The organism is Pseudomonas sp. No.21, from assembly GCF_054558415.1.
The window spans coordinates 310,237-327,792 of sequence record NZ_BAAJNO010000004.1; the positions used below are offsets into that span (position 1 = coordinate 310,237).

Below are 17,556 nucleotides of genomic sequence, written 5' to 3' on the forward strand. Positions count from 1 at the left end.
GATGAAGCCCTACCAGCGACGCTGATGGGGTGGGCTGAAGCGGATCGCCGCCCGGCCCACCCTGCCCTGATTACTTCTTGCCGGCGGCGAACAGCGCATCGAGCTTCTGCTCGAAGGCGTGGTAGCCGATGCGGTCGTACAGCTCCGCGCGGGTCTGCATCAGCTCGATCACGTCCTTCTGGTGGCCGCTCTGGCGAATGGCGGTGTACACGGTTTCCGCCGCCTTGTTGGCCGCGCGGAAGGCCGACAGCGGGTAGAGCTGGATGGCCACGCCAACCGAGGCCAGCTCGTCCCGGGTGAACAGCGGGGTGGCGCCGAACTCGGTGATGTTGGCCAGCACCGGCACGTTCAGCTCCTTGACGAAGCGCGCGTAGGTGGGCAGGTCGTAGGCGGCCTCGGCGAAGATGCCGTCGGCGCCGGCTTCGACGTAGCGCTTGCAGCGCTCGATGGCGGCGTCCACGCCCTCGGCCTGGATGGCGTCGGTGCGGGCGATGAGGAAGAAGTCCGGGTCGGTCCGGGCGTCAGCGGCGGCGCGCACGCGGTCGACCATCTCCTCGCAGGAGACGATCTCCTTGCCCGGGCGGTGGCCGCAACGCTTGGCACCGACCTGGTCCTCGATGTGGGCCGCGGCGGCGCCGGCCTTGATCAGGTTCTTCACCGTGCGTTCGATGTTGAAGGCGCTCGGGCCGAAGCCCGTGTCGATGTCCACCAGCAACGGCAGGTCGCAGACATCGGTGATGCGGCGCACGTCGGTGAGCACGTCGTCCAGGGTGTTGATGCCCAGGTCCGGCAGGCCCAGCGAACCCGCCGCCACGCCACCACCGGAAAGATAGATGGCCTTGTAGCCGGCACGCTTGGCCAGCAGCGCATGGTTGGCGTTGATCGCACCGATCACCTGCAGCGGGCTTTCTTCGGCAAGGGCCTGGCGGAAGCGCTGGCCGGCGGAGAGCTGGGTCATGAATCACCTCGGGTCTGGGAGGGGTTGGCGACGGCGCCCTGGTAGTGGCGCTCGATATTGCGCTTGGAGGCGCCGATGTGACGGCGCATCAGCAGCTCGGCCAGTTCACCGTCACGGTCGGCGATGGCATCGAGAATGCGGTGGTGCTCGGCAAAGGCCTGGCGCGGGCGATTGGGCACGCTGGAGAACTGCAGGCGGTACATGCGCACCAGCTGGTACAGCTCGCCGCAGAGCATGCGGGTCAGGGTCTGGTTGCCGCTGCCCTGGATGATCCGGTAGTGGAAGTCGAAGTCGCCTTCCTGCTGGTAGTAGCCACGTCCAGCCTGGAAGGCCTCGTCGCGCTCATGGGTCTCCAGCACCGCGCGCAGCTCGTCGATCTCCGCCTGGGTCATGCGCTCGGCCGCGAGGCGGCAGGCCATGCCCTCGAGGGATTCACGGATTTCATAGAGTTCGATCAGCTCGGCATGGCTCAGGGACACCACCCGCGCACCGACGTGGGGGACGCGCACCAGCAGCTTCTGCCCTTCCAGGCGATGGATCGCCTCGCGCAGCGGGCCGCGGCTGATGCCGTAGGCACGCGCCAGCTCGGGCTCGGAAATCTTGCTGCCGGGCGCGATCTCGCCCTTGACGATGGCCGCCTGGATGCGCCGGAAGACGTGCTCGGACAGGGTTTCCGAATCTTCGGTTTGGGCGACGGGTTCTTCAGCGGCATCCAGCATGATTGTCGACACATTGAAAATTAACATCGACAAACTACCGCCGCAGACCATTTCAGTCAAACCAAAACACAGCCATTGTCGACAATCGTCGTAGATCGCAAAAAATTCATTTGAACCCGTCACAGCCTTAACAAAGCGTCATAAGCGTCTGTCGCCCCGGAAAACCTGCGTGTTAGAATGCGCCGCTCATGCGCCTGGCGGGGCGCTGCTAGACTCGTACGCCAGGCGCCGAGGCCATCAGGCCAGGCATCGGGCATCAGGACCTCGAACGTTCTCCAAGGACCCATGACTCTCAAGCCCTTCGCATTGCTCATATGCCTGCTAGCACTGCCAGGCCTCAGCCTTGCCGCCGACAAGACCATCTATGGCCTGAACGAATACGCCCGTCTCTCCGGCCTCGACCTGGTGGTCGCCGCCAAGCTCGACACCGGCGCCAAGACAGCCTCCCTGAGTGCCCGCGACATCAAGCGCTTCAAGCGTGATGGCGAAACCTGGGTACGCTTCTACCTGGCCATCGACGATGCCCACGCGCATCCCATCGAGCGGCCCCTGGCGCGCATCAGCAAGATCAAGCGCCGTGCCGGCGACTACGATCCGGATGAAGACAAGACCTACACGGCACGCCCGGTGATCGAACTCGACGTCTGCATGGGCAGCGCCCTGCGCACGATCGAAGTGAACCTCACCGACCGTAGCGCTTTCCAATACCCGCTTCTGATCGGTTCCGAGGCGCTCAAGCGCTTCGATGCACTGGTCGACCCGAGCCTTAAATACGCTGCCGGCCAACCCGGCTGTGCCACTGACGCAAACTCTGCCGAGTAACTCACATGCGCTCTCTTACCCTGCATCTGAAAGTCCTGATCACCCTGCTGGTGAGCCTGGGCATTCTGATAACGGCCTACCAGATCTTCATTCAGGGCATCCCGATCACCGAGGATGAGACCGACGACCTCTGGAACATCGACGCCAAGGTCGAATTCCAGGCCAGCCCGCGCGACCCGATCAAGGTGCAGATGTTCGTGCCGCCGCTGAACCGGGACTACGTCAGCCTCAACGAGAGCTTCATCTCCAACAACTACGGCGTGAGCATCAATCGCGTGGACGGCAACCGCAAGGTGACCTGGTCCGCCCGCCGCGCCAGCGGCAACCAGACCCTCTACTACCGCCTGGTGCTGACCAAGCGCTACAGCGGCGAGAAGCCCAAGGACAAGGGGCCGATCTTCCGTGACAGCATCCCGGTCGAAGGGGCCGAGAAGATCGCCGCCGAAGCCCTGCTGGCGCCCATCCGCCAGCACTCGGCCGACGTCGAGACCTTCATCAGCGAAACCATCAAGCGCACCAACAACCTGAACGACGACAACGTCAAGTTGCTCCTCGCCGGCGACCAGAGCACGCAGAACAAGGCCAAGGCCATCGAGCTGCTGCTGTCCATCGCCCACGTACCGATGGAGCGCGTGCACACCATCCGCCTCGCCGCCGACCAGCCGCAGAGCCCCGAGCTCTGGCTGCGCAGCTTCAACGGCGAGAACTGGCTGTACTTCAACCCCGAGACCGGCGAGCAGGGCCTGCCGGCCGACCGCCTGGTGTGGTGGACCGGTGACGACAACCTGATCACCGTCGACGGCGGCAAGAAGGCCCAGGTGACCTTCAGCCTGAACAACAGCGAGATGAACGCCATCCGCCTGGCCAAGCTGACCGACGAGAACACCGACGCCGACTTCCTCGAATACTCGCTCTACGGCCTGCCGCTGCAGACCCAGCAGACCTACCAGATCATGATCATGATCCCGATCGGCGTGCTGGTGATCCTCATCCTGCGCAACCTCGGCGGCCTGCAGACCCTGGGTACCTTCACCCCGGTGCTGATCGCCCTCGCCTTCCGCGAGACGCAACTGGGCTTCGGCATCGCCCTGTTCACCATCATCACGGCGCTGGGCCTGTCGTTGCGGTCCTACCTCGAACACCTGAAGTTGCAGATGTTGCCCAGGCTGTCGGTGGTGCTGACGTTCGTGGTGATCCTGATCGCGGTGATCAGCCTGCTCAGCCACAAGCTGGGCCTGGAGCGCGGCCTGTCCGTGGCGCTGTTCCCGATGGTGATCCTGACCATGACCATCGAACGCCTGTCCATCACCTGGGAAGAGCGCGGCGGTGGCCATGCCTTCAAGGTCGCCATCGGCACGCTGTTCGCCGCCACCCTGGCGCACCTGCTGATGACCGTGCCGGAGCTGACCTACTTCATCTTCACCTTCCCGGCCGTGCTGCTGATCATGGTGGGCTTCATGCTGGCGATGGGTCGCTACCGCGGCTACCGCCTGACGGAGCTGTTCCGCTTCAAAGCCTTCCTGAAGGACTGAGCCATGTTCGGCCTGATCAAGACGTGGAAAGCCCTCGAAGCCAAAGGCATCATGGGCATCAACCGTCGCAACGCGGACTACGTGCTGAAGTACAACAAACGGCACCTGTACCCGATCGTCGACGACAAGATCATCACCAAGATGCGCGCCATCGAGGCGGGCATCCACGTGCCGGAAATGTACGGGATCATTTCCACCGAGAAGGAGATCGACAAGCTCGACGAGATCATCGGCGAGCGCAACGATTTCGTGATCAAGCCCGCCCAGGGCGCCGGCGGCGACGGCATCCTGGTGATCGCCGACCGCTTCGAAGGCCGTTACAAGACGGTCTCCGGGAAGATCATCAGCCACGAGGAGATCGAGCATCAGATCTCCTCGATCCTCACCGGCCTCTACTCCCTCGGCGGGCACCGCGACCGCGCGCTGATCGAGTACCGCGTGACCCCGGACCAGATCTTCAAGAGCATCAGCTACGAAGGCGTACCGGACATCCGCATCATCGTGCTCATGGGCTACCCCGTGATGGCGATGCTGCGCCTACCCACCCGCCAGTCCAACGGCAAGGCCAACCTGCACCAGGGCGCCATCGGCGTGGGCGTCGATCTCGCCACCGGCGTCACCCTGCGCGGCACCTGGCTGAACAACAAGATCGCCAAGCACCCGGACACCACCAACGCGGTGGACGGCGTGCAGCTGCCCAACTGGGACGGCTTCATGAAGCTGGCGGCCGGCTGCTACGAGCTGTGCGGCCTGGGCTACATCGGTGTCGACATGGTGCTGGACCAGGAAAAGGGCCCGCTGATCCTCGAACTCAACGCCCGCCCCGGCCTGAACATCCAGATCGCCAACGACTGCGGGCTGACCCATCGCGCCCACGCGGTGGAAGCCCGCATCGCCGAGCTGCAGGAAAAAGGCATCGTGGAAACCCCGGAGGAACGCGTGCGCTTCTCCCAGGAACTGTTCGGCCACGTGCACCCCGCCGAACTCTGATCCGCCCTGCGGCAACAAAAAAGCCCGGCCATGTGCCGGGCTTTTTCATGCCAGGGATTCGGGGTAGAGGTGCTCAATCCGTGGGATGGGTAGTCCGTAGGATGGGTCGGGCGGCGTTCCGCGAGCGGAGCGAAACCCATCGCTGCGAGCTCGTCGGGTTGCACCCGACCTACGCCATCCACCTCAGCCCCACTACCTGACGATCGCCAGCTCGAATGCGCCCTCGTCCACGTGCTCGTGCACCTGCATGCCGGCCTCGCTGACGGCCAGGTCCTGCATCGGGCGCTTGAAGGGTTTGTTGTCCAGGGTGTTGAGGCTGCGGTCCTCGTCGGTGGTCAGCAGCAGCGCGTAGCGCTCGCCCTGGTTGGCGCGGACCTGCACGGTGCCTTCGATGTAGGCGTAGCGGTACCAGGTCTCGCCATGCAGCTGGTAGACGGCGTCGCTCACCAGGCGCGTCGGGCGCTTGGCCTCGTCGAGGAAGAGGATCGAAGGATAGACCACCTGGCGGTTGGCGAAGCTGCGGATGCGCAGGCCGTAGGCACGTCCGGAGCGCGGCAGCTTGAGGGCCGCGTAGTAGCTGCGACCCATGGGGAAGGCGAAGCTGGGGGAGAAACGGTTGAGCTCCTCGTAGCGCGGCTCCTCGGCGGACAACTCGGTGAAATCCCCCTCCGGCAGCTGCCCGCAGCACTGGTCGACCAGCCCCTGGTACAGCGACTGGCTGCGCTCCTCGCTGCCTTCCAGCAGGGCCTTCATCGCCTCGCTGGGCTGGCCGTCCAGCGACGGCAGGATGGCGGCCTTGCGCTCGAATTCGACCTGGCGGCTCTCGGTGTAGGCCACGGGCTGGCCAATGCCCTCCTCCGCCTGCGGCTCACTGCCCTTGGCCGGGACCCTGGAGTTGTGGGTGCGGCCCTGTTCGTCCACCCAGGTGAAGTAGGCCGCACCGTTCTCGGGCCGCGAGTAGCCGCGCCCTTCCAGTACATCGGCGTCGATGTACTCGGTCGAGCGCTTGCCGCTGGGCAGCAGGTAGTCGCGCTCCCCGGCCGGCACCTGGCCCGCCGCGTAGAAGCTGTTCTGCAGGTTGCCGCTGGCATCCACCCAGGTGAAGTAACGGCGCTTCTGCTCACCACCGGTGTTGCCGCCCGTCCCGCCCGCTGCGCCCTGCTCCTGCAGGCGTGCCAGGTCGCTGCGGCTGATGCGCTGGGCCGCCTGGCGCTGCTGCTCGCCGTAGCGCTCGCCGACGAAGCTGTTGTGCACCCGGCCGTTGTCGTCGATCCAGGTCAGGTAGCGGCCGCTGGCGGCCTGGGCCTGGGTGTGGGCCGCCAGGGCGGTGATGAGGCAAAGCGCGGCGTGGGTCTTCATCAGAATGTCGTCGTGTAGGTCATGGCCACGATGTAGGCCTTTACCGAGGTCTTCACATCCTGGCCCGCGTAGGGGTTGTAGACCAGGTTGTCGATGCCGGTGCAGTTGAGGTTGCAGCTGGTATCTGCCTTGGTGCTCTGCGAGGTGACGAAGTAGTTGAAGCCGATATCGATGGTGGTGTCCTTGTCCCAGCGGTAACCCAGCCCGAGGCCGTAGAGCTGGGCGTCGCCGATGGGCGCCAGCACATCGGCCTTGTCGTCGGGAATGGCCGAAGGGCGCCATTCGTAGCCGGCGCGCAGGGCCAGGCGGTCGGTCACGTCGTACTGCGCCCCCAGCGCCCAGCTCCAGGTCGCACGGTAGCCGCGGTCCAGGGTCAGGGTGGTGGCGGTGGCCTTGCCACCGCCGAAGATCTTGGCGATGCGCAGCACGTCCAGCTCGCGGTCGAACTCGATCTCGAACTCGTTCCAGTCGCTGTAGTCGCTCCACTTCAGGTCGGCGTTGAACTGCCAGCGCTCGAAGGGCCTGATCTTGATCCCGGTGGAGAAGTTGTCCGGGTAGGTCATGGTCAGGCTGGCGTTGCCCACTTCCTCGTCGACATTGCCATAGGGGAAGAGCGGGCTGAGGATCTGCCCGAAGACCGCCCCCTGGAAGCCGGTCCAGAAGCCCTGCCAATCCTTGGAATAATCCACCCGGTACTTGCCCTGGAGGTGCATGCGCGCCTCGCTCTGGTAGGTGGCGCCCCAGGCGAACCAGTCGGTGGGCTCCCAGAGCACACCGATGTTCCAAGTGGGTGACAGTGACTGCTGCAGGTCCAGATCGATATTGGCCAGGCTATCGTAGGGGCCGATTCGACCGCCGCAGACGTTGAAGATCGGACCGATCATCTCGTCCATCCCTGGCCGGCAGAGCACCTCGTTGAGCATGCGAGCGAGGCCGGTGAGCATGCTCGGGTTACGGAAATCCTCGTTCAGTGCCAGGGCCTGGTGCGAGAACCCGACCGACAGGCCCACCGACAGCTCGTCGTTCACCTGGTAGCCCACCGACGGCGAGAAGTAGGTGATGCGCTGGATCGCCACCTCGCGCCCCTGGAAGCGCGCCGGGTCGCTGTCCGAGTCCCGCGAATAGCCCAGGGCCATGGGCGCGTAGACGTTGGTGGCGAAGGTGAACTTGGAGCCCGGCGGGTTGATCGACAGGCCCGCCAGGGGCGCCACCAGCAGTGGCATGTCGGTCATGCCGCCCATGCCCGGCAGGTACATGGCAGGCGTGAGGGTACGGCTGCTGGCGCCACTCACCGGGTCGTCACGGTAGCCCATGACGTTGTAGCCCTCGGGCGCATCGAACTCGGCGCGGATATCCATCACCCCGGCGATCATCTTCACCGTGGTCTGGCGGCCCTTGAGCTTGGTCAGCGCCGCCGGGTTGTAGTGCACCGCGTCGATCCCGGTGGAGTCGGCGGTCACGGCATTGGCCATGGCCATCGCCTTGGGGTTGCCAATGGTCAGGTCGTTGGCCAGTTGCGCCTGCACGCCGCCCGCCCAACCGGCCCCCAACCCCGCCAGCGCCAGGGCCAGCGGCGAAATTCGCATCGTCATGTCGTCGCCTCGCCGGTTACTGGGCCTTCAGGCCTTTTATGTCCAGAGGTACGGAGAACCCCAGCATCACGTCCGGGGAGTCCTCGGTCATGCCGAAACCGGCGTTGACGTTGACGATGTAATCGGGAGAGGTCCGCAGGCCGAGCGAGAAGTTCATGATCGCGCTGGTCTGCTCGGTGCCTTCGAACTCGGTGTCGCCGAAGGTGTAGGTCGGCTTGGTGGTGTAGGCCATTTGGTAGGAGGTGGCCAGGGACACGTCGTAGGACAGCGCATAGGCGAAGCCCATGCTCAGGGACAGGGTATTGCCCGGGTCGACATCTTCCAGCAGGCGGCCGCCACGGTTCTGGTGGATGCCGTGCACCGGCATGTTGTAGGTGTAGCCGACCGAGCCGAACAGCACGACCGGGTCGATGACATAGGAGGTGTTGGCCCCCACGCCCAGGCTGTAGTAGCCGTTGCCGGTGGAGAGGTCCGTCTCGTTGTTGATGTCGAAGGGGCTCTCGCCGGTGGGCAGGCCGAGGGTGGCGAACAGGGTGGTGACCGGCCGTCCACGGGTGGCGGACCAGGGCTGCCAGCGCAGGCTGCCGGAGATGTCGCCGAGGCTGTAGACGTTGACGTCGCGCTCGGTGTCGTACTTGGCCACGAAGGGCAGGCGCACGCTGAAGGTCAGGTTGTCCCAGATGCCGTAGTCGAAGGTGAAGGAGTTGGTGAAGGTGTGCTGGGCTTCGCTGCGGGGGATCACGCTGTAGACGTTGCTGCCCGTGCGCACCTGCTCGATCTGCACGTCGCGCACCAGCGAATAGTCGAAGCCGTAGGTGAGCGTGCGCTCGCCTTTCTTCAGCAGGGTGTAGCTCTTCTCCGATGCCTGGAATACCTGCTCCAGCGCCTTGGCGCTGTCGGCATCCCCTTCCTTCTTGGTCAGCGCCTCACGCGCATCGTCCACCGAGCTCTCCTCGGCCCACAGCGGCCCGCAGGCGCCCAGCGCCAGCACGGCCAGCCATGCGTATCCCCTCACTCCCATGGCACTTTTACCCCTGGTTTTATTCTTACTTATGCGGGTTTTTCTATTTGCGTCTGATGTACTGGATGTCGCCTCCCGAGCCCAGTTGGTCGATCTGGTTCTCGGTGAACTTGGTGATCTGCGGGAACTGCTGGAACGCCAGCAGGCTGACGGTGCGATCGTCCACCAGGCGCAGGTCACGCTCGGTCAGGGCCATGGCGTTGGGCGGCTCGTTTCCAGTCGGGTAGATCACGAACAGCACGTTCCCATCCCACACCTCCTCGAACCGGGTGCGGGTGAAGCTGATGTTTCCCAGGGCGGGATCAGCGATGAACACGTGATCGTTGTACACATCGCGCACCACCACGAAGTGCTTGAAGCCACCGTAGTGAATGGGCACCAGCGCAGGATGCTCCAGTTGGTCGAGGTCCTCGAACTCGGCCCGGAAGCCCCCGCTCTTGTAGCCCAGCGCGGCCACGAAGCGTTTCATGTCCAACAGCGAGAAACCGCGTCGCTCGACGATCTTGTCGGCCTCGCCATAACGCAACAGCCCCTCCATCACCTGGCGCTCCTCGAGGTTGCGACCCAGGTAGTAATCCAGCAGGCCGGTCAACGCGGCGGAACCGCAGCTGTAGTCGTAGGCCTGGCGGATGACGTTGCGGAACTGCAATTGGCTCATGGGCTCCGGATTGACGGTCTCCCGGTAGGGACCGTTGGGCACCATGGCCTGGGTGATGTTCACGGAGCCCTTGGGCTGTGGCTTGGTATCCACGGCCTGGGTGAACCCGAACAACCCCAGCAGACTGCCGACCAGGATCTCGATCATTGCCGTTCCGAATGCAGGGCTGACGAAAGAAAGGCCCGCCGGCCGAAGCCGACGGGACCTTCCACATCACGGGGTGGAGCGACCTGTCAGTGGCCCCAAACCTTGATGGTGGTACCGGCCAGGTTCAGATCGCTGACGGCCAGGGAACCGATGCTGGCGGCGGAGGCGTCGCCCATGCGGATGGCGCCCACGCTCAGCTCGCCGGTGATGGTCGGCAGGGTGATCTGCAGCTTGTCGCTGGCGCCGGCGCCAGAGCCGCCGTCGATCACGTCGACCAGGATCGGCGCGCTGTCGGAGATGTTGAAGCCGGAGAAGGCGATGGTCTCAAGGCGCAGGCTGCCGGTGGCGCTGCCTTCCTTGTCGTTGTAGACCACACTGCCGATGGTGCCGTTGAAGTTACCGGAGATGCTGATGCCATCCTGACCGGTAACGCTGGAGAGAGCGGAGTCATCCATGGCTTTCAGGTCGGCCTGGGCCATGAACGGAGCAGCGAGCACAGCAGCGGCGAGAGCCAGTTGTTTGAAGCTTTTCATTGTTGTTATCTCCAAGGTTCACAGGTGGGTTGCCCCGGGGGCCTGCCGCCTACCTCCTGTCAGCGACAGTTGAGCCGGCTTTCGCCGACCTCCAGAACGAACGCTGCTTCCCTATGCGCGCCGCCCTGGACTCGTGAAGCGCAAGGCTCCTCGACCTGGTTCTTACGTTACTGAGGCCCCGCCTCGCTGCCAGCCCATCCAAGGGATGGAGGATGGCAAGTCGCTAGTTATTTAATGGCATCAGGCCTCGCTGAGCAGGCCCAGGCTCTTGCCCTTGAGCACCGCCTGGGTACGGCTGCGCACGCCCAGCTTGGCGAACAGGTTGTGCAGGTGCCATTTGATGGTCGCTTCCGACAGGTGCACCGCCTGGGCGATGTCCCGATTGGACAGGCCCGCCGCGACGAAACGCAGGATTTCCCGCTCGCGGTGGCTCACGTCCTGGTTCTCGTCGAAGGTTTCCGGGTCCACCGCCAGGCGCCGGCATTGCTCGCGCAAGGTCTCGGCGATGCCCTGCCAGGCCCCGGCCTTCTTGGGCTCGGCGGCGCGCCAGGCTTCCCAGAGCGGCAGCAGCCAGAGGGCGTCGTCCTGGAACAGGCGCCGGTAGCCACGGTTCCAGGCTTCCTCGAGGGTGGGCAGGAACAGGGCGAAGGCCTTGTCGCTGTTACCTTTGCGCCAGTAGGCCACGGAAAGTAACAGGGACAGGCGCAGGCGCCGGTCGCGCTGGTGCTCGGCCCCCTGCCGGGCGAGGCAGGTCTCCAGCGCGCTCTGTGCCTTCTCCGGGCGCCGCTCGGCCAGGGCCAGGCGGGCGACGGACAGCGCCAGCGCCGTGTGGGCATCGGCATAGCGCGCCAGTGGCAGAGCCGACAAGTGGCGCTCCAGCTGCAGGCAGACGCGCTCGGCCTCATTAGGGCGACGCAGCCACAGCAGGAACTGCACCTTGCAGCCCATGCCATGGGCGAAGACCCGCTCGTAACCCGGGCCCTGGAGGCCGGCCAGCCAGTCGTCCAGCTGATTGAGGGCCTGCTCGGATTCGCCGGCGAAGAAACGCGCGCGGGCCATCACCAACTGGCCCCGGCTGATCAGTTCGACCGGCGTCGCCACGTCACGCCAGGTGGTGGCCAGGGGCAGCTCGGCGAGCACTGCGGCATGGCGGTCCTGTTCGTAGAGCAGGTCCGCGTAGGCCAGCACCAGCGGTCCGCCAACACGGCTGCGACGGCCGAACACCCGCTCGACCCGGCCCCGGGCGATCTCGGCGATGGAGCGCCCGCGCTCCAGTTCGCCGCTCTCCTTGCAGATCAGCGACTCGATCAGGCTGGTCATCACGTGCAGGTATTCACTGTCGACGATGCGCAGGCAATCGCGCGCGGTGGCGATGGATTTCGCCGCATCGCCGAACTCGCCGAGCAGCGCATAGGCCGCCGCCTGCACGCAGGACAGGCTGGCGCGGAAAACCGGCTGGTTGTCCGGCACCATGGCCAGCCACTGGCGGGCGACCTTGAGGCAGCTTTCCAGCTTGTCCTGGTACAGCAGCACCAGCGCCTTGAGTACCTGGGAGGCCGCCAGCAGTTCGCCGAGGCCGAAGTGGATGACCTTGCCGCGCCCCTGCAACAGGCGGGTGCTGACCTCTTCGATCAGCGCCTCGGACTCGGCGAACTTCTGCTCGAAGGCCAGTTGCCAGGCATAGAAGATCTGGAACACGGGATGCTCGCGGATCACCTCGGCGGGCACTTCCTTGAGCATGGACAGGATGCCGTAGACACGATTGCCGGCGATCAGCCGCGCGCCCTGGCGCTCCAGCAACTCGGCGGCGAAGCCGTAGTCGCGGCCGCGCAGGGCGTACTTGATGGCACGGTCCGGCAGGTCGTGGCTCTCGCACCAGCGGGCCGCGGCGTGCAGCAGCGTGGCGCTGTCGGTATGGCGCTGCAGGCGGCCCTGGAGGAACTCGGCGAACAGGTGGTGATAGCGGAACCATTCACCCTGCTCGTCCAGCGGGATGACGAACAACTGCTCGCGCTGCAGGCGCATCAGCATGTCCAGGCCATCGCGGCGGCCGGTCAGGGCGTTGCACAGGTCGGCGCAGAACTCGTCCAGCACCGAGGTCTGGTCGAGGAACTGCTGCAGGGCCAGGGGCAGGCTGTTGACCACGTCCTCGGCCAGGTAGTCGGCAATGTTGCGCTCGGTCCCCGAGAGGCTGGCGAGGAAGGCCGCGCGATCCGGGTGCCGCGCCAGCGCCAGGCTGGCCAGGTGCAGCGCGGTGATCCAGCCCTCGGTGCGCGCATGCAGTTGCTTGAGCTCGCTGCGGCTCAGTTCCAGCTCGCGCACTTCGCGGAAATAGGCCTCGGCCTCTTCCAGGGACAGGCGCAGGTCCTCGGCCTGGAGCATGAAGGCATCGCCCTCGACGAACAGGCTGCGCGGGGTGAAGCGGGTCGCGCTGATCAGGTGGACGTTGCTCGGCAGGCGCTCCACCAGGTGGCGGGCGCCCTGCTCCAGGCTGGCGTGACGGATGCGATGGAAGTCGTCGAGCATCACGTAGAGTTCGCCGTCGAGACGCTGCAGGTCGCTGACGAAGGCATCGATGATCGCCTCCACCGGCCAGTTCACCTCGCCGCGCAGGAGCCCGGCGGTGTTGCTGCCGAAGCCCGGGGTGACCGCCTCGACCGCGGCCACCAGGTACTGCAGCAGGCGCTGGGGCTCGCTGTCGGAATCATCGCAGGACAGCCAGGCGACCCGCGCCCCGGCGCGCTGCAGGGCTTCGCGGAACAGGCTGAGCACCGTGCTCTTGCCGAAGCCGGCGGGCGCACTGAGCACCAGCACGCGCTGGCCGCGCGCCTCGAACAGGCGGTCGATCAGGGCCTGTCGCGCCAGGCGCGGGCGGCCACCTGAGTCCGGCGGGAACAGCTTGGTGCGCAGTATCGGGAACGGCAGCGCATCGGTGGAGGGGGTGCTCATGACTCCAGCAACCCCAGTTCCCGGGCACGGCGTATCGCCTGGGTGCGATTGCGCACCTTGAGCTTCTCGTAGATGTTGTGCAGGTGCCATTTGACGGTCCCCAGGGCCAGCGAGAGCTGCTGGCCGATCTCCTCGTTGGAAAGCCCCTTGGCAGCCAGCAGGACCACCTCGCGCTCGCGATCGGTCAGCCCTTCCTCCAGCACATCCTGTGACTTGCGTATGTCCTGACCCGGCCAAATGGCCAGCAGGCTGCGAATGAAGCCCTGCAATGCCGGCTGGCGCTCGGCGGCTTCCAGTTGCTGCAGCAGCAGGCGGATGGCGTCACCCTCCTCGACGAAGAGGCTGCGCACATCCTCGCGCTCGGCGCTGAGCAGGCACTGCACCAGCAGGCTCTGGGCACGCTCCTGGTAACCCAGGCGCTGGTAGCTGAGGGCCGCCAGCAGGTCCAGGCGCAGGCGCTGCAGGCCATGCCAGCCGGGTTGCAGCTGGGCACGCAACTGGTTGATCTCGTGCAGCGCCTCGCTGTAATGCCCGCGCGCCTGCTGCAGGCGTACGCGGATCAGGCCCTGGGTCCACAGCACCGGGTTGAAGCCCCGCTTGGCATAGTCGGCGGCGAGCTTGGCCCAATCCACCGCCTTCAGCCGCAGTTCGGCACGCTTGATGCGGTCGGTCGCCGGCTCCTGGAGGATCAGCGTCACCTCGTCGGCCACCGCCTGGACGTAGAAGCGCCAGGACTGGTTGCGCGCCGCCAGGTTCTGCATCAGCACCAGGCTGGCGAGGGCTTCCTTGGGCTTGTCCTGCATGCGCTGGATGCGCGCGAGGAACAGCATGCCCTGGGCGTAGATATCGATGGGCTTGATCACGTCGACATGATTGAGCGCCCAGCGCAGGCGCTCCTCCAGGCCATCCAGGCGCCCCTGCTGGTAGGCGATCAGCGACTCGATGATCACCGGCAGGGCCAGCGCCCGGGACTTCTCACCGAACAACGGCATCAACTGGGCACGCATCTGCTCGTGGAGCAACTGGGCCTGCTTGACCTGGCCCTGCTCCAGAGACAGGAGGATCTCCACATTGCCCAGTTGCATGTCGAGGTAGCGGCCCTCGAGGAAGTGGTTGCGCTGCTGCGCCAGCGCCAGCAGGCGGCGCGCCTGTTCCGGCTGGGCGAGGATCACCAGCGCCAGGGCACCGATGACCAGCATGGCCACTTCGAGGAAGGCCTCGTGCTGGCCGAGCAGGCCCTCCACCTTGCGCGCCAGGTTGACGCACAGGTCGAGGTCATCCTTCTGCAGGGCGATCGCGGCCTTCACCGCGAGCGCCGCCAGGTACTTGTCGCTCAACGGCGCCTGGACACCGGCGCCGCCCCAGCGCGCCAGCAGCTCGTCGAGCATCTGGTTGGCTTCGGGCAGCGCCAGCTCGGTGGCGCGGTTCCATACGTCGGCGAGGATCAGCGTCGGGTAGCGCTCGGCGATGTCGTCGGGCACGAACTGGCGCCAGCGGTAGATCTGGTTCAACTGGCCACGGTTGATCAGTTCCAGGCCACAGCCGTCCACCAGCGCCGCGAGCATCTCCGGGTCTTCGGCCAGGCAGGCGTGCTCGATGGCGAGGTTCTGCATGTGGTGGTTGGTGAACCACAGGCTGGCGTTGAAGTGCAGTTGGCGAAAACGCTCCGGGTCCTGGGACTGGAGGCGCGCACGGAGGAAGTCGGCGAACAGGTGGTGGAAGCGGTACCACTGGCGCTCGCGGTCCAGGGGCAGGAGGAACAGCTGCATGGTCTCCAGCCGCTCCAGCAGGGCCTGGCCATCGTTGCGCCCGGTGAGCGCGTTGGCCAGGTCGCCGCTCAGCTGGCTGGCGATGCCGAGGGCCAGCAGGGCGTCCTGCAGGTCCGCCGGCAACTGCTCGAAGACGGTGGTCAGCAGGTAGTCGCCCACTGCGGCCTGGTCACCGCCCATCGCCAGGACCTGGTCGGAAGCCTGGGGCTGGTGGCGCAGCCAGAGGCTGGCGAGGTGCACGCCGATCAGCCAGCCTTCGGTCTGGCTGTGCAGCGCGGCCAGGGTCGCCTCGTCCAGCGCGAGGCCGCTGCGGTCCAGGTAGTGGCGGGTTTCTTCCTCGGTCAGGCGCAGCTCGTCCAGCCCGATTTCCAGCAACCAGCCCTTGGCACGCAGGGTCGCAAGGTTCATCGGCGGCAGGGAGCGGCTGCCGATGGCGAGGGTGAAATGGGCCGGGGCCATCTTCACCAGGCGGCCGAGGGCGCCGAAGATTTCCGCGTCACTGAGCAGGTGCAGATCATCCAGCACCAGCAGCAGGGGCCCTTCCAGGCCGGTCAGTTCCACCAGCAGGCTCTCCAGCACCGCTGCGACCGGCACCTGCATGGTGTTCTGCAGGAAGCCCGAAGCGTGCGTACCGAGGCCGGGCACGGCGGCGCCCAGGGTCTTGATCAGTTGCTGGAAGAAACGCGAGGGATTGTCGTCCTCCTTGCCAAGGGAGAACCAGGCAACGGCGGAGCCCGCCGCGCGGCGCTGTTCGGCCAGGAGCGCGAGGGCGGTGGTCTTGCCAAAGCCGGCGGGTGCCGAGAACAGCAGAAGCCTGGCATGGGGATGTGCTGCCAACACCGCCTGCACCTGCGGTCGTGGCAAATAGTCGGCAGACGCCTGGGGCGTCATCAGTTTTGAGCGCAGTAGGCTGCCGGCTGCGGGGTCGAGAACTGCATCCACGGCCTGTATCCCTGTATCTTTATCGTTGTGGGACGGGGATATGACCCCGCGGGATTTATCCATAATTATCAGAATGCATTTCCTGCGTAAACTTAAGAAACGGCTCTAGGATCGACAATTTAGGCGGTCTAGAATCCTCACTCGCGCCCTCTTTGCGTCCATCATGCCCAATAGCCTCGTACACCCCCTGCCCTACCACGAACACCCGGGACAGCGCTTCGCCCTCGTCCGCCATGCACCCGGAGCGGTGCTGCTCGACGCCGGCAGGCCCATTGCCAGTCGTGGACGCTATGACCTATTCAGCGCCTGGCCATTGGCAGAACTGGCGCCGGGACCCGACGAATCGGCCAACGACTTTATCCACCGCCTTCGCGAGGCCTTGCGGCAGTTGGGATTCGCCGAAACGCCCGATGCCGTGGAACTGCCATTCACGGGCGGATTGATGGGGTATTTTTCCTATGACTTCGGCCGCCGCCTGGAAGCGCTGCCCGCCCGGGCGCGCGATGACCGCCGGTTGCCCGACGCCCAGCTCGGCCTCTACGCCTGGGCCCTCGTCAGTGACCACCAGCAGCGCACCAGCCAACTGGTATTCCATCCGAGCCTCGCTCAGAGCGAGCGCCAACGCCTGGTAGACCTGTTCAGCTGTTCGGAAAATCCCTACAAAGTCGATGAATTTCGCCTTAAGAGCGCCTTTCAGGCGGATCTGACTCAGGCGGCTTACAAAAACGCGATTGAGCGGATCCAGTCCTACATTGCAGCCGGTGATTGCTACCAGGTGAATTTCGCCCAGCGCTTTCAGGCGCAGTGCCAGGGCGACCCCTGGAGCGCCTATCTCGCCTTGCGCGAGGCCTGTTCCACGCCCTTTTCCGCCTACCAGGCCCTGGCCGACGGCGGCGCCATCCTCAGCCTCTCGCCGGAGCGCTTCATCAGGCTCAGCAAGGGCCAGGTGGAGACTCGCCCGATCAAGGGCACCCGCCCACGCGGACGCACGCCCGAGGAAGACGCCGAGCAGGCGCAGGAACTGCTGGCGAGCCCGAAGGACCGGGCGGAGAACCTGATGATCGTCGACCTGCTGCGCAACGACCTGGGCCGCAGCTGCAGCACCGGCAGCGTGAAGGTGCCGGAGTTGTTCGCGCTGGAGAGCTACCCCAACGTGCACCACCTGGTCAGCGCCGTTCGCGGCGAGCTGGCCGAGGGCAAGGATGCGCTGGACCTGCTGATGGGCAGCTTCCCCGGCGGCTCCATCACGGGCGCACCGAAGATCCGCGCCATGGAGATCATCGACGAGCTGGAGCCGACCCGTCGCTCCATCTACTGCGGCTCGCTTCTCTACCTCGACGTGCGCGGGGAAATGGACAGTTCCATCGCCATCCGCACCCTGCTGGTGAAGGACGGCGTGGCCAGTTGCTGGGGCGGCGGCGGCATCGTCGCCGACTCGGACTGGGAAGCGGAGTACCGCGAATCCATCACCAAGGTGCAGGTGCTGTTGCGGACGCTGGAAGGTTTGTAAGGCTGAATCATCGCCTGGTGCCCTGCAGGCACGGAAATGAAAAAGCCCGCTGTCG

At 65.6% G+C, this 17,556-nt stretch carries 13 protein-coding genes; 4 read left to right on the forward strand and 9 right to left on the reverse strand.

The window, feature by feature from the left end:
* Positions 1-70: 70 nt before the first annotated feature.
* Together prpB and ACYJSS_RS09830 are read right to left on the reverse strand one after the other, a co-directional pair.
* The gene (gene prpB, locus ACYJSS_RS09825; RefSeq protein ID WP_111261440.1) at positions 71-958 is read right to left on the reverse strand and encodes a methylisocitrate lyase; all 888 of its coding nucleotides are present in this window, start codon (positions 956-958) and stop codon (positions 71-73) included.
* Positions 955-1,677: a GntR family transcriptional regulator gene (locus tag ACYJSS_RS09830; protein WP_111261439.1), complete on the reverse strand. Its 723-nt coding sequence runs from the start codon at positions 1,675-1,677 to the stop codon at positions 955-957. Before ACYJSS_RS09830 ends, prpB begins: the two co-directional genes overlap by 4 nt.
* A 285-nt stretch (positions 1,678-1,962) precedes the next feature.
* Between ACYJSS_RS09830 and rloA the strand changes: the two genes are divergently transcribed.
* From rloA to ACYJSS_RS09845, 3 genes are read left to right on the forward strand one after another with little or no spacing between them, the layout of a single operon-like run.
* Positions 1,963-2,499 (forward strand): retropepsin-like aspartic peptidase RloA, encoded by a 537-nt coding sequence (rloA, locus tag ACYJSS_RS09835; RefSeq protein WP_111261438.1) that lies wholly within the window; start codon positions 1,963-1,965, stop codon positions 2,497-2,499.
* 5 nt (positions 2,500-2,504) lie between these two features.
* The gene (gene rloB / locus ACYJSS_RS09840) at positions 2,505-4,031 is read left to right on the forward strand and encodes an osmotic stress tolerance membrane protein RloB (RefSeq protein WP_111261437.1); all 1,527 of its coding nucleotides are present in this window, start codon (positions 2,505-2,507) and stop codon (positions 4,029-4,031) included.
* A gap of 3 nt (positions 4,032-4,034) precedes the next feature.
* Positions 4,035-5,021 carry an alpha-L-glutamate ligase-like protein gene (locus ACYJSS_RS09845; RefSeq protein ID WP_043243282.1) on the forward strand — a complete coding sequence of 329 codons (987 nt, stop codon included), beginning with the start codon at positions 4,035-4,037 and terminating at the stop codon, positions 5,019-5,021.
* Between the two features lie 192 nt (positions 5,022-5,213).
* Here the strand turns inward: ACYJSS_RS09845 and ACYJSS_RS09850 are convergent, their stop codons facing one another.
* From ACYJSS_RS09850 to ACYJSS_RS09880, 7 genes are all read right to left on the reverse strand, one after another.
* The gene (locus ACYJSS_RS09850) at positions 5,214-6,380 is read right to left on the reverse strand and encodes a MalM family protein (protein WP_236206483.1); all 1,167 of its coding nucleotides are present in this window, start codon (positions 6,378-6,380) and stop codon (positions 5,214-5,216) included.
* Positions 6,380-7,972, reverse strand: a complete 1,593-nt coding sequence (locus ACYJSS_RS09855; protein WP_236206482.1) for an outer membrane protein transport protein — start codon at positions 7,970-7,972, stop codon at positions 6,380-6,382. Before ACYJSS_RS09855 ends, ACYJSS_RS09850 begins: the two co-directional genes overlap by 1 nt.
* A gap of 16 nt (positions 7,973-7,988) precedes the next feature.
* Positions 7,989-8,993 (reverse strand): transporter, encoded by a 1,005-nt coding sequence (locus ACYJSS_RS09860; RefSeq protein ID WP_111261435.1) that lies wholly within the window; start codon positions 8,991-8,993, stop codon positions 7,989-7,991.
* A gap of 43 nt (positions 8,994-9,036) precedes the next feature.
* A complete protein-coding gene (locus ACYJSS_RS09865) occupies positions 9,037-9,798 on the reverse strand; it encodes a C39 family peptidase (RefSeq protein WP_111261434.1) in 762 nt (253 codons plus the stop codon).
* A gap of 86 nt (positions 9,799-9,884) precedes the next feature.
* A complete protein-coding gene (locus ACYJSS_RS09870; protein ID WP_021220333.1) occupies positions 9,885-10,331 on the reverse strand; it encodes a DUF6160 family protein in 447 nt (148 codons plus the stop codon).
* 240 nt (positions 10,332-10,571) lie between these two features.
* Positions 10,572-13,280 (reverse strand): helix-turn-helix transcriptional regulator, encoded by a 2,709-nt coding sequence (locus tag ACYJSS_RS09875; protein WP_111261432.1) that lies wholly within the window; start codon positions 13,278-13,280, stop codon positions 10,572-10,574.
* Positions 13,277-15,991, reverse strand: coding sequence for a LuxR C-terminal-related transcriptional regulator (locus ACYJSS_RS09880; RefSeq protein WP_236206481.1), 2,715 nt, complete (start codon positions 15,989-15,991; stop codon positions 13,277-13,279). Before ACYJSS_RS09880 ends, ACYJSS_RS09875 begins: the two co-directional genes overlap by 4 nt.
* 163 nt (positions 15,992-16,154) lie before the next feature.
* Between ACYJSS_RS09880 and pabB the strand changes: the two genes are divergently transcribed.
* A complete protein-coding gene (gene pabB, locus ACYJSS_RS09885; RefSeq protein ID WP_111261430.1) occupies positions 16,155-17,501 on the forward strand; it encodes an aminodeoxychorismate synthase component I in 1,347 nt (448 codons plus the stop codon).
* The last annotated feature ends 55 nt before the right edge of the window (positions 17,502-17,556 follow it).